Source organism: Exiguobacterium sp. s78 (genome assembly GCF_018618985.1).
In the GTDB taxonomy this organism is placed as follows: Bacteria; Bacillota; Bacilli; order Exiguobacteriales; family Exiguobacteriaceae; genus Exiguobacterium_A; species Exiguobacterium_A abrahamii.
Window position 1 is genome coordinate 283,284 of sequence record NZ_JACSNB010000002.1, and the last position, 12,651, is coordinate 295,934.

The window sequence follows — 12,651 nt, forward strand, 5'->3', positions numbered from 1 at the left end:
AGGAGAGGGAAGCATGACGACGACACTCCAGGATGCAATCCGGGAAGCCCTGAACGGGGTGAAGGATCCGGAAATTGATAGCGTCAGTATTTTAGATCTTGGCATGGTCGAGACGATGGACGCGGAAGCGACAGAGCATGGTTACCTGGTGCGCGTCACGCTTCTCCCGACGTTCCTCGGTTGCCCGGCGCTTGAAATCATAAAAAAAAACACCGAATCTGCCTTGCAGGTGATTCCAAATGTCGAACAGGTCGACGTCCAGTTCCGGTTTGATCCACCATGGACATCGGACCGAATCACGGAACAAGGCATGCAAGGATTGAAGGCATTCGGTATCGCTCCTCCTCGGTTTGAGCAAGGGAAGTGGGAGATTGACTGTCCGTATTGTGGATCGACGTATGTGACGATGGAAAACTTATTCGGACCGACAGCATGTCGAAGTATTCTCTACTGTAAATCGTGTAAAAATCCATTCGAGGCGATGAAACCCGTCTCTACTCTCATGTGAAGGAAGGTAATCAATATGGCAAAATTAATCGCACTGTACAAACATCCGGAAAACAAGGAAGCATTCGATCAGCATTACTTTGAGGTCCATGGTCCATTGACAGCAAAAATTCCAGGACTGCAAGAAATGAATGTCACGAAAATCGTCGGCTCACCAATGGGCGGAGACGGAAAGTATTACTTGATGTGCGAGATGGTCTATGAAAGTCAGGAAGCGATGCAAGCAGGCATGCGTTCGCTCGAAGGAAAAGCGTCTGGGAAAGACTTGATGAGCTTTGCGGGGGATCTCGTCACATTGATGATTGGTGAAGATGTCCATGCCGACACAACAGTACGTTAAGACGGAAATGGTCGATCGGATCGGTCGGATTCGACTCGACCGAACGGCACGATACAATGCGCTGAACCGAACGATGGTCCGGGAAATCGTCGAGGCGATGGAGACATTCGACCGAGACGAACGGGTGACGGTCATCGTCTTGACCGGAAACGGAAAATCGTTCTCAGCGGGCGCCGATATCGAGGAGATGCTCGAGGCGACACCGATCTCGATGGAACTCCTCGATCCGTTCGCAGACTGGGACCGGATCAGTCGAATCAAAAAGCCGATCATCGCGGGTGTCCACGGTTTCGTCCTTGGCGGCGGCTTTGAACTGGCACTCGCTTGTGATTTAATCTACGCCGATCCCGAGACACAGTTCGGATTCCCGGAAGTCGGACTCGGCGTCATGCCAGGAGCAGGCGGGACGCAGCGCTTGACGAAATGCATCGGTCGGACGCGAGCGCTCGAGTGGCTCTTCACCGGAGACCGGATGAAGGCAGAGGAAGCGGAACGACTCGGTATCATCAACCGGGTGACGGCTGATGTCGAAGCGACGGTGCTGGCGATGGCAGAGCGGTTATCGAATCAACCGAGCATGGCGTTGCGACTGATCAAGGACGCAGCAAACAAAGCCGTTGATTTATCGTTACAGGATGGGATGGAGCACGAACGCCGTAACTTCTATCTCTTGTTCGCGACAGCCGATCAAACAGAAGGCATGCAAGCATTTCTCGAAAAACGATCACCGATTTTCAATCAACAGGAACAGGAGTGAATACAATGTCGACAGTACATGAAAAAACACTTGAAATGAAACGGTCCGTCTATCATTTGCTCATCAACGGCGAACAAGTCGAGGGTGCAACAGGCGAGACGTTCAAAACATACAATCCGGCAACGGGCGAAGTGATCGCGGAAGTCGCAAAAGCATCGAAGGAAGACGCCGATCGCGCCGTTCAAGCGGCACGCGATGCGTTTGATCACGGGAAGTGGAAGATGTGGCCGGTCGGGCGTCGGGCACAAGTCTTGAATAAGGTTGCGAGCATCATGCGTTCCCGCTTCAACGAAATCGTCGAACTGGAGATTCTTGATACAGGGAAATCACTGGCAGCGGCGCAAGGACAAGTCACGCAAGCGATTGAAGACTTTGAGTTCTATGCGGGTGCGATCGTCGGTCACCGTGGTGTCGTCAATAACGTACCGGGACAATTCCATAACTATACGGAAAAAGAAGCGGTCGGTGTCTGTGCACAAATCATTCCGTGGAACTATCCGTTAATGATGGCAGCTTGGAAAGTCGCACCAGCAATCGCCGTCGGTTGCTCGGTCGTCGTCAAACCAGCGACATTGACACCATTGACAGCGATCATTCTCGGTGAGATTTGTCTAGAAGCTGGTGTACCAGCAGGTGTCGTCAACGTCATCCCTGGATCCGGACGCGAGATCGGCAACCATCTCGTTGAGCATCCTCACGTCGATAAAGTCGCCTTCACGGGCTCGACGCCAGTCGGTAAAGACATCATGGGACGTGCGTCCGAGACGTTAAAACGAGTCACACTCGAACTCGGTGGAAAATCACCGAACATCGTCTTTGAAGATGCGGACGTGACAGCAGCTGTTGATGGTTCATTGTTCGGAATCTTCTATAACAGTGGTCAATCGTGTGAAGCGCGCTCGCGCCTGTACGTCCACGAAGAGATCTACGAAGCGTTCATGGAGCAGTTCGTCGCGAAGACAAAACAACTCGTCCTCGGTAATCCGTTTGATAAAGGGACACACGTTGGAGCGATCATCGATCAACAACAGGTCGACGTCATCGATGGATATGTCCAGTCGGCGAAAGCGGACGGCGCAACGATCGTCACAGGAGGTCACGCGACAGCACCAGAAGGATACGAAAAAGGCTTCTGGTACGCACCGACGATCATCACGGACGTCACGCACGAGATGAAAGCGGTCAATGAAGAAATCTTCGGACCGGTCGTCGTCGTCATGCCGTTCAAAGATGAAAAAGAAGCGATTCGTTTAGCGAACGATACATCGTTTGGACTCGGCTCAGCCGTTTGGACGAAAGATGGCGCGAAAGCGACACGTGTCGCGAATCAAATCAAAGCCGGCATCGTCATGGTCAACTGTCCGTTCTCTGCCTTCCCGGGCACACCGTTTGGTGGCTACAAACAATCGGGCTTCGGTCGAGAACTCTGTATCGAGACGCTTGATCTGTACACGGAAACAAAAAGTATCTTGTCGTATTACGGCAGTCGTCCACTCAATCCGTTCGGACTATAAGCAAGAGGGAAGGCTGGAGTTCCGTCGGGAAGTCCAGCCTTTTTTAACAGCACAGGGGATAAGGGGGAATTCAGATGGTAGAACAAATCGTCGTCGTCGGATCCGGCGTCATGGGACGTGGCATTGCGTACGTTGCAGCACACCGCGGATTTCAGGTGACACTCGTTGATATTAAAGAAGAATATGTCGAAAGTGCCTATCGAGAACTCGAACGCATCGCAGAGAAAGGAATCACGCGAGGGAAGATGTCCGCGAATGAGGTCGAGGGACTGTTCGATCGACTGCATCTGTCGACCGACCTAGCTGAGGCGGCACAACAAGCGGATCTCGTCATTGAAGCAGTACCGGAACAACTCAGCATCAAACAGCAAGTCTTTGAAACGCTAGAAGCGAATGCACGTCCGGACTGTTATTTCGCGACGAACACGTCGACGATGAGTCCAACGGAAATCGCGTCCTTTACGAACCGGGCGGACCGGGTCATGGCGATGCATTTCTTCAATCCGGTCCATCTGATGCCACTGATCGAGCTCGTTCGTGGTCTTGAGACATCGGATGAGACGGTTGCAGCTCTTGAACAGGTAGCGCGTCAGATGCAGAAGGAAACGGTCGTCATCCGTGAGTTTCCTGGGTTCGTGACTTCGCGGATCAGTGCGCTCGTCGGAAACGAAGCGTTCTACATGTTACAAGAAGGACTCGGGACACCAGAAGAGATCGATAAAGCGATCAAACTCGGCTTAAACTACCCGATGGGACCATTCGAACTCGGGGACTTGGTCGGACTTGATACTCGGCTCCACAACTTAAAGTATCTGCATGAGAAGCTCGGCGAAAAATACCGTCCAGCACCACTACTCGAACAGTATGTCAAAGCGGGTCGACTCGGTCGTAAGACAGGTCGTGGTGTCTATGATTATACGAATCGCGAGGTGACATCATGAAACGGGTCGCCATCATCGATGCCGTTCGGACACCGATCGGTCGCTATAACGGCGCGTTGCGTCAGGTTCGTCCGGATGATTTAGGAGCACGCGTCATCGAAGCGTTGCTTGAGCGTAATCCAAAAGTCGATCCGAAGACGATCGAGGAAGTCATTTTCGGCAATGCGAATCAGGCGGGAGAAGACAATCGTAACGTCGCCCGGATGTCGGGACTACTAGCTGGTCTACCGGTCGAAGTCGCCGGTACGACGATCAATCGCTTATGTGGATCAGGACTGGATGCCGTCATCGCGGCAGCGCGTGGGATTGCCTTAGGTGAAGGTGATATCTATATCGCTGGTGGAACGGAAAGCATGACGCGTGCGCCGTTCGTTCTCGCGAAGCCGGATCAGGCCAACCCACGTGGCAATCAGACGATGTACGATACGACGATCGGTTGGCGCTTCGTCAATGATCGTTTAGCAGATCAATACGGAACGGATTCGATGCCGGAGACAGCCGAGAACGTCGCCCGTCAGTACGGGATTTCACGAGAAGCGCAGGACGACTTTGCGTTTGAAAGCCAACGACGCGCGAAACGAGCGATCGAGGCAGAGCGCTTCACGGACGAACTGGTTGCGGTCACACAAACGGACCGGAAAGGCAACGTCAGCGTCTTTGACCGTGATGAACATCCTCGTCCTGAGACGACGCGTGAGAAACTGGCGACACTTCGTCCGTTATTCCCAAGTGGTACCGTGACGGCGGGGAATGCATCTGGTGTCAACGACGGTGCGTCGGCACTTTTATTGATGAGTGAAGAAAAAGCGAACGAACTCGGTTTGACGCCACTCGGGTATTACCGGGCGAGTGCGACGGCTGGGGTTGAACCTGCCATCATGGGAATCGGACCGATTGACGCGACGGAAAAAGTTCTCCGGCGGGCAGGGTTGACGGTCGAACAGCTCGATCAAATCGAGTTGAACGAAGCGTTTGCGGCTCAAAGTCTTGCCTGTATCGAAGCACTTGGTTTACCAAGCGAAAAGGTTAACGTCAACGGTGGTGCGATCGCTTTCGGTCATCCACTCGGTGCGAGTGGAGCTCGGATTTTGACGACATTATTGCATGAGATGCGCCGGACGAACCGGACGTATGGTCTCGCGACGATGTGTGTTGGAGTCGGACAAGGGATCGCACTCGTCGTCGATCGGGAGGGACTCGTATGATTCACTTAGAACGAGAAGGCTATATCGCAATCGTCCGGATTGATCGCCCGGAACGTTTGAACTGTCTCGATTATCCGACGCTTGTCGCCTTGCAAGAACAGGTCGATGCGTTATCAGTCGACCCGGAAGCGCGGGTCATCCTGTTTACGGGAACGGGGAAAGCATTCAGTGCGGGTGCCGATTTAAAAGAACGCGTGCATTTAAACGAAGAAGAAGTCCGACGCAATGTCCTTGCGATCCGCAACGTCTTTACGTCGATCGCACAATTGCCGCAACCAACAATCGCAGCCGTCAACGGTCACGCGCTCGGCGGTGGGTTCGAGTGGATCCTTGCCTGTGATTTCCGGTTTCTCGTCGAGGATGCACTCGTCGGCTTGACGGAGACCAGCTTCGGGATCATTCCAGGAGCCGGTGGAACACAACGCTTGCCACGACTGATTGGGGAGACGCGGGCAAAGGAATTGATCTTCACGGCGAAAAAAATCGATGCGATGACAGCAGAACGGTACGGACTCGCGACAGCCGTTGTTGCCCGGGAAGCGTTGATGACGACGTGCTTTGAGTTTGCTAATCAGATGTTACAGAACGGACCAATCGCCTTGCGCCAAGCGAAGCGAGCGATTGATCAAGGGCGGGATGTCTCACTCGAACAAGGACTACAGCTCGAAACAGAGGCTTATGAAGTCGTCATTCCGACGGCTGATCGTCAGGAAGCGCTACAAGCCTTCGCTGAAAAACGACCACCACGCTTTGAAGGAAGATGAGGATGGTCGACGTTTGAAATAACCCGTATACTAACGATACACACTATGAACGACTGAAGAGAGAGTGAATACCATGAGTGCGAACACCCAATCGATGATCTTTACGATTTACGGCGATTACATTCGCCATTACGGCAATCAAATCTGGGTCGGGAGTTTAATTCGACTCGTCAAAGAGTTCGGACATAACGAACAGGCCGTTCGGGTTGCTGTGTCCCGAATGGTTAAACAAGGCTGGCTCGTCTCCGAGAAACAAGGAAATAAAAGCTTCTATTCATTGACACCACGTGGGGTGGAACGGATGGAGGAGGCCGCACGCCGGATCTACAGATCAACACCGCACGACTGGGACGGGAAGTGGCGGACGCTGATGTACACGATTCCGGAGGATAAACGCCAGATTCGTGATGAGCTCCGCAAAGAACTGACGTGGAGTGGGTTTGGTAACTTATCGAATGGGGTTTGGATCTCACCGAACCCACTTGAAAAAGAGGCGGAACGATTGATCGCGTCGTACGAGATCGAAGAGTATGTCGATTTCTTCGTCGGTGAATACCACGGTCCGAAGCAGGATCAATCCCTCGTCGAGCGTGCGTTCCCGCTGGAAGAATTGCAGGAGCGTTACGAGACGTTCATCACGGATTACAGCCGGCAATACATCGTCCATCAAAGTCAGCTCCAACTCGGAGAAATGACGGATGAACAGTGTTTCGTCGAACGGACGATGCTCGTACATGAATACCGGAAGTTTCTATTCACGGATCCCGGATTACCGCAAGAACTGTTACCAGATGCGTGGAGCGGACATCATGCGGCGCTCTTGTTCGAACAATATTACCGATTGCTCGCACAACCAGCGAGTCGGTTCTTCGAATCGATCTTTGAAGAGACGCACGATGTGTCCCAACGCAGTGCCTCGTACGACGCGGCGGAACACCCGCTGTTTGCAGAGCGGTGAAGATTTATTCGAATGAAAAGAGCGGGACGGATCAGTTGATCCGCCCCGCATTCGTGTCATTCAGATGTGTTCTGTTCAGCGGATTCTGCGAGAATGTTTCGGAAGGCATATCCTTTATCGACATAAGAATCAATCGACTCCTGAATCATCGCAAGATCCGCTTCTGTTAGTTCACGCACGACTTTACCGGGTGAGCCGATGATCAGCGAACGGGGTGGGAAAACTTTTCCCGATGGAATTAGCGTATTCGCCCCGATGATGCATTCTTCACCAATCTCTGCGTGATCAAGAACGGTCGCACCCATTCCGACGATCGAACGACGTCCGATTTTGCAACCGTGTAAAATTGCGTTATGTCCAACCGTTACTTCATCTTCAATGACGACGGGTGCCCCTTCATAGAGATGAATCGTCGCGTTGTCCTGAATACTGCATCGTTTCCCAATTGTAATCGGTCCTTCGTCACCGCGTAAGACAGCGTTGAACCAGACGGTAGACTCGGAACCGATCGTGACGTCTCCGATCAGATAAGCACCAGGAGCGATGAATACATCGGAGGCAACGTTCGGATGAATCGATTGATACGGAATCTTCATAACAGAATGACCTCGTTTCTATAATAAGATGAACTGCTATTCATTCCATGTCAGTATAGCATGTGAGTGAAGTCGAGAACGGAGGAAAGATATGTTTCCGATTTGTGAGCTCTTTAAAATTCGATATCCTTTAATCCAAGGAGGAATGGGTAACATTAGTCATGCGGCGCTCACGGCAGCGGTGTCGAATGCCGGAGGACTCGGAACGCTCGGGTGCGGGACATTGTCGGTCGATGAAGTGTCGTCGCGGATTCACGAGACACGAATGCTGACGGATCAACCATTTGCCTTGAACATCGCGATTCGTGTGTCTCCCTATACGGAAGCACTGATTGATCTCGCGATCGCAGAAAAGATTCCGGTCGTCTCCTTGTCGGCAGGAAATCCGGCACCGTACATAGAGCGACTTCAAACTGCTGGCATCAAAACGATCGCTGTTGTCGCTTCAGTCAAACAGGCGTTAAAGGCAGAACAAGCAGGCGCTGATGTACTCGTAGCGGAGGGAGTTGAAGCGGCAGGCATCAATTCACCGCTCGAGTTGACGACGCTGACCTTGATTCCGCAACTCGTCGATCGGGTCAACATTCCGGTCCTGGCAGCGGGTGGGATTGGTGACGGGCGTGGATTGGCAGCTGTTCTGTTACTTGGTGCGGCGGGTGCCCAGCTCGGAACACGATTGATCGCGACGGAAGAGGCGAAGGTTCATTCGGCATACAAGGCGCACTTAATGGATGCGACCGATACCGATACACGCATCATCGGACGTTCCGTCGGATTCGTCCGACGTGTCCTTGATGGTCCTTACGTCGAACGACTCACAGCAGAGACACCTGCTGCTTTTCTTGATCAGACGAATGAGTCGTATCATATTACGGGCGCTCTTAAGGGTGATGAGGAGAAAGGGTATGTCAACGCTGGACTGGTTGCCGGATTGATTCATGATGTGCCGACTGTTGCGGAGTTGTTTACGCGCATGATGACGGAAGCAGAGGAACAGCTGAAGCAAACGACTACTCGTTTTACGACATGAGCATATAGTGAGGGACCCGTGATTCCACTTGTGGACAGCGGGTTTTTTCATGTTTTTTTGAAAATGGGACATTTGTCCTTTTCAAGTAGGGTACGAGTAAGGTCTACTCTAGTGTAGAGATTAAAGGAGGAGATGACGTGCAAGGAGTCGTGTTTGCTTTGATGAGCGGTCTGTTCATCGCCCTGCAAGGCATATTCAATGCGCGCCTTGCGACAGGGGTCGGACCGTGGTTGTCCGTATTGATCGTCCACTTTGTGGGTCTGATGGGTTGTTTAGTCATTTACAGTTTCGTACGAGATCGGAAAATCGGTGGCTTCCGTCAGTTACCGTGGATTTATGCGAGCGGCGGTTTGATTGGCGTGCTAGTCGTCGTAACGGAACTGACAGCAATCCAAACGCTCGGGATGACATGGGCAATGTGTTTATTACTCGTCGCACAGATTTTATGTGCGTTTGTGATTGATTTAAAGGGATGGTTCGGTGTCTTAAAAAAACAAGGAAATCGTGGTCAGTGGGTTGGTGTGGGTCTCATGCTTGCAGGAGTTGCGATTTTCTCACTTGCCTAAAGGGGGGAAATGAACATGGAAACCGTCATTCAACAGTATGGACTGGATACGATTTTGACGGAAGAGACGCGCGCTTGGTTGCGTCAAGAAACCTTCCAAAAAGGGGAACTCCTCTGTACGACAGGGGCAGCGATCGACCGGATGTACTTCATCGTCGCAGGCAAAGTTAAGATATCTGCTGCCTCGTCAGAAGGGAAACAACGGATTCTACGATTCAAGACACCACTGACAGTGATCGGTGACGCTGAGTTCATCAATGAACGGGAAGTGCTGAATACGGTCGAAGCAGTGACCGATGTCGAGGTGTTGAGCGTACCGTATGCGATTTTACGCGAGCACAATACAACGAACGTCTTTCTGCAATTCTTATTACGCACGATCACAGCGAAGTGGTATGCCGACTCGAAATCAGCGTCGCACCATGTGTTGTATACAGTTGAAGAGCGATTTGCAGGGTATTTGTTGTCGATCGCTTCTGAAGCCAGTGACAGTTTGTTTTATCAGGAGATGCGGACGTCGAACTTACATGACGTCGCCGACTGGCTTGGAACGAGTTATCGCCATCTCAATCGGATCATCACGAAATTATGTGAAGAAGAGATTCTCGTTCGACGACGCGGGAAAATCATCATCGTCGATCTGGAGCGGATTCGCGAGAAGGCGAACGGCAACAGCTATGAGTAGGGAGGAACGAACATGATAATAGGCATCGTGTGTGCCGTGTTTGCAGGGATGTTAATCAGTTTACAGACGGTATTGAATGCTCGGATGAGTGACGCGTTTGGCGCTTGGGCGACGACGACGCTGGTCTTCTTCGTCGGTTTCATCGGAGCAAGTGTCACGTATGTTCTGTTTCGTGGTGGAACAATCGGACAGATTCAAAACGTATCGCCACTCTATTGGTTTGGTGGACTTGTCGGTGTCGGCGTCGTTTTTTGTGTCATGCGTGGGATTCAGTTACTTGGTCCGTCCGTCGCAATCTCTGTCGTTCTGATTTCGCAGTTAAGCTTTGCTCTCGCTGTCGATACGTTCGGCTGGTTCGGTTTACCACAAATTGATTTATCGTTCGGTCAACTCGTCGGTCTCGCTGTCATGGTATGTGGGATTTTCGTCTTGAAGCGGTATCAAGTCGTGGCGCCGGAAGAGAGGGCGAAGGATATACCGAAGCAAGTCTCTTAAAAAATCTGATACTAGTTCGATCGACTGACGAACGTTTCTGTCATCCTCGCTTTCCGCAGGCGGGAGGTAAGCCGCGTCATCCCGCATTCTATGCGATTTGCCGGGTCTTACCTGACCCTGACGAAAGCGCGACTCGCGCTTTCTTTCCCTGCAGGAGTCGAGGATGAACACTCACGTTCTAGATTGACTAAATAAAACATGCGCGTTTCCCGCTAATTCGATCGGGAGATTCGCATGTTTTTATGTGTTGTGACTTGATCTCAATCGAATAGATGAACCATTCGTCTTCTGAAGTAAAGTGAGAGAACAATAATGAGAAGACCACAGTACAATATGATTGTCGTGATCGAAACGTGAAACGACAGTAGAAACGAGAGGAGCGCGTAAGATAATGGAATGAGACCATTTGACGCGGCATTCACGACACTCATGACACGTCCCATCGTCTGTTCCGCACACTGAGACTGGATGAACGTAATGAAGCGAATATTGATGATCGAAGAAAGGACACCAAGTGATAACAGGATGATCAGGTACAACAAGATCTGCTGCGCTTGACTAAGCAGGAAGAGAAGCAGACCTAAGGCGCCAATTAATCGGACCGATGAGGTAAGCCCATTTACTTTCGTTTGCGTAAAACCACTCCAGAGCGCCCCTCCGAGCATTCCCATTTGATAAGCACCTTGCATATAACTTAAATCCATCGCATCTCCTTGGAGCACATCATGAACGAGTAAGGGGATTCCGAGTAAGAGTGGTCCAAAGAAAAAGAAATTGACACAGATGACAAGAAAAAGTGTCTGCTTGAGTTGCTGAAAGTGAAAAACGTAATGCAGCCCTTCTTTTAGTTCAAAGAGAGCTGAATGCTGAAGCGATCGCTTGATCTTAGATTCACGAATACCATACGTGAAAAGGAGCGTCAGACAGAGTGTCCCGAAAATTACGAGAAAGACGTGCGAGTAAGAAGAATAGCTGAGAATGACTCCACCAAGAATCGGACCTGAAAAGAGGGCGATTTGATTAGATGTCTGAATCAGTGAATTGGCTTTAGTGAGTTGTTCTTTCGGAACGAGCGTAGGAAGTAAGGAAGCATTCGCCGGCGAAAAGAATGCATCCACACTACCGAATAGAAAGGCGAATCCTAAAATCGTCAGCAATGTAAGCTGATCGGTATGAAGTAATGCGAGAAGACAGAGAATGAAACTGATTCGTAAAGCGCTCGAGATGCGCATGATCGTCGAACGTTTATAGCGATCGGATAAGACGCCACCGAATAACATGAGAAAAATACGGGGTAACAAGGTGGCCATGAGGACGAATCCAAGATATGACGCCTGGTTTAGCGTATGGATGACATACCATTGTTCAACAAACAGATAGGTTGATAGGGAGAGGGCAGAGCACATACCGGACCCCCATAAAAATAAAAAAGATCGATTTTTAAACAGCGATTGTTGCGTATCCATTTCAATAGGCAGCATGTGGCACCTCCGGTTTAGACGTCGTCATTCTCAAATAGTGGTTCATCAATTGCAAAGGCAGTCGTCATGATATAGAAGTGTTTTTTATCTTTTTTGTCTAGTGAAGGGGACCGTGTGAACTCGTCCAATAGAGCACGATATTTTGTAGCAAACTGCCGAAAATCGGCTTCAGACATCGCCAGTTCCTTTTGAAGTGATAAGCTCATCCAGTCCTCGATGTTCGAAGATGAAGGAGAAAAAGTAGCTGTCGGAGCCGTAAGAACGCGTGTCTTTGCCCGGTCTAGTACCTCAAGATACGACTGCCGGGTCGCTTCATTCGTCTCGACGAAGTTCAGTAGATGATCGGCAGGAATGTATCCTCGAGCAATCGCTTGATAGTATTTCAATAGATTGCCGCCCTGTTCTTCCGTACGGACGAGACGAATCAAGTCATGCTTTTCAAGTTCCCGTACGTGATAGAGGACCTTCGCGCGGGATAACGTCAGCAAGTGGGCTAACTGATGTACCGTGTGTGGTTTTTCGACGAGAAACATGAGGATTTTTGTTCGTAACGGATCACTGATCACTTTTAACTGTTCATAGTTCTCTAACATGTGAATCGCTTTTTGTTCCATGCACTGATCTCCTTTTTAACCGGTTAATTTTTATTAACCGTAAAACAAAAGGCTTATTTTGTAAACGATTACAAATTTATGTAAGGGTGTTGGTAAAGAAGACATCATTTTTTTACATACAAAAAAAACTGATTCCACGACATCTCGATCATCCTCCACTTTTTACTGAAAGTAGGGTAAGAACGAGATGTTTGAAATC

15 protein-coding genes are annotated in these 12,651 nt (G+C 50.5%); 12 read left to right on the forward strand and 3 right to left on the reverse strand.

Annotated elements, in window-relative coordinates; translation table 11 throughout:
• Window positions 1-13 precede the first annotated feature (13 nt).
• From paaD to paaX, 8 genes are all read left to right on the forward strand, one after another.
• Window positions 14-508, forward strand: coding sequence for a 1,2-phenylacetyl-CoA epoxidase subunit PaaD (paaD, locus tag KNQ18_RS12840; RefSeq protein ID WP_149426766.1), 495 nt, complete (start codon window positions 14-16; stop codon window positions 506-508).
• Between the two features lie 15 nt (window positions 509-523).
• Complete coding sequence (locus KNQ18_RS12845; protein WP_023466996.1) at window positions 524-847, forward strand: EthD family reductase; 324 nt, start codon at window positions 524-526, stop codon at window positions 845-847.
• Window positions 825-1,604, forward strand: coding sequence for an enoyl-CoA hydratase/isomerase family protein (locus KNQ18_RS12850; protein WP_023466997.1), 780 nt, complete (start codon window positions 825-827; stop codon window positions 1,602-1,604). The genes KNQ18_RS12845 and KNQ18_RS12850 overlap by 23 nt, the downstream gene beginning before the upstream one ends.
• A 5-nt stretch (window positions 1,605-1,609) precedes the next feature.
• Window positions 1,610-3,118: an aldehyde dehydrogenase family protein gene (locus KNQ18_RS12855; protein WP_214772175.1), complete on the forward strand. Its 1,509-nt coding sequence runs from the start codon at window positions 1,610-1,612 to the stop codon at window positions 3,116-3,118.
• Window positions 3,119-3,192: 74 nt separating this feature from the next.
• Window positions 3,193-4,059 carry a 3-hydroxyacyl-CoA dehydrogenase gene (locus KNQ18_RS12860; RefSeq protein ID WP_058265571.1) on the forward strand — a complete coding sequence of 289 codons (867 nt, stop codon included), beginning with the start codon at window positions 3,193-3,195 and terminating at the stop codon, window positions 4,057-4,059.
• Complete coding sequence (locus KNQ18_RS12865; RefSeq protein WP_214806075.1) at window positions 4,056-5,264, forward strand: acetyl-CoA C-acyltransferase; 1,209 nt, start codon at window positions 4,056-4,058, stop codon at window positions 5,262-5,264. The genes KNQ18_RS12860 and KNQ18_RS12865 overlap by 4 nt, the downstream gene beginning before the upstream one ends.
• A complete protein-coding gene (locus tag KNQ18_RS12870; RefSeq protein ID WP_215085082.1) occupies window positions 5,261-6,028 on the forward strand; it encodes an enoyl-CoA hydratase-related protein in 768 nt (255 codons plus the stop codon). Before KNQ18_RS12865 ends, KNQ18_RS12870 begins: the two co-directional genes overlap by 4 nt.
• Window positions 6,029-6,101: 73 nt before the next feature.
• Window positions 6,102-6,986, forward strand: coding sequence for a phenylacetic acid degradation operon negative regulatory protein PaaX (gene paaX / locus KNQ18_RS12875; RefSeq protein ID WP_023467002.1), 885 nt, complete (start codon window positions 6,102-6,104; stop codon window positions 6,984-6,986).
• 56 nt (window positions 6,987-7,042) lie between these two features.
• Here paaX and KNQ18_RS12880 read toward each other — a convergent pair whose 3' ends face one another.
• Entirely contained in the window at window positions 7,043-7,582 is a 540-nt protein-coding gene (locus tag KNQ18_RS12880; RefSeq protein ID WP_035399020.1) for a gamma carbonic anhydrase family protein, read from the reverse strand.
• A gap of 91 nt (window positions 7,583-7,673) precedes the next feature.
• Between KNQ18_RS12880 and KNQ18_RS12885 the strand changes: the two genes are divergently transcribed.
• The 4 genes from KNQ18_RS12885 (at window position 7,674) to KNQ18_RS12900 (ending at window position 10,357) form a co-directional block, all read left to right on the forward strand.
• Complete coding sequence (locus KNQ18_RS12885) at window positions 7,674-8,612, forward strand: NAD(P)H-dependent flavin oxidoreductase (RefSeq protein WP_214772179.1); 939 nt, start codon at window positions 7,674-7,676, stop codon at window positions 8,610-8,612.
• A gap of 137 nt (window positions 8,613-8,749) precedes the next feature.
• Window positions 8,750-9,178, forward strand: a complete 429-nt coding sequence (locus tag KNQ18_RS12890; protein ID WP_050678968.1) for a DMT family transporter — start codon at window positions 8,750-8,752, stop codon at window positions 9,176-9,178.
• 15 nt (window positions 9,179-9,193) lie between these two features.
• Window positions 9,194-9,862 (forward strand): Crp/Fnr family transcriptional regulator, encoded by a 669-nt coding sequence (locus KNQ18_RS12895; protein ID WP_023467006.1) that lies wholly within the window; start codon window positions 9,194-9,196, stop codon window positions 9,860-9,862.
• A gap of 12 nt (window positions 9,863-9,874) precedes the next feature.
• Window positions 9,875-10,357 carry a DMT family transporter gene (locus KNQ18_RS12900; RefSeq protein WP_149426772.1) on the forward strand — a complete coding sequence of 161 codons (483 nt, stop codon included), beginning with the start codon at window positions 9,875-9,877 and terminating at the stop codon, window positions 10,355-10,357.
• Between the two features lie 260 nt (window positions 10,358-10,617).
• On the opposite strand, the gene KNQ18_RS12905 is transcribed toward KNQ18_RS12900, so the two are convergent.
• Together KNQ18_RS12905 and KNQ18_RS12910 are read right to left on the reverse strand one after the other, a co-directional pair.
• Entirely contained in the window at window positions 10,618-11,838 is a 1,221-nt protein-coding gene (locus KNQ18_RS12905; protein WP_214725037.1) for an MFS transporter, read from the reverse strand.
• 14 nt (window positions 11,839-11,852) lie between these two features.
• On the reverse strand, window positions 11,853-12,452 hold the full coding sequence (locus tag KNQ18_RS12910) for a winged helix-turn-helix domain-containing protein (RefSeq protein ID WP_064300613.1): 600 nt from the start codon (window positions 12,450-12,452) through the stop codon (window positions 11,853-11,855).
• Window positions 12,453-12,651: the final 199 nt, after the last annotated feature.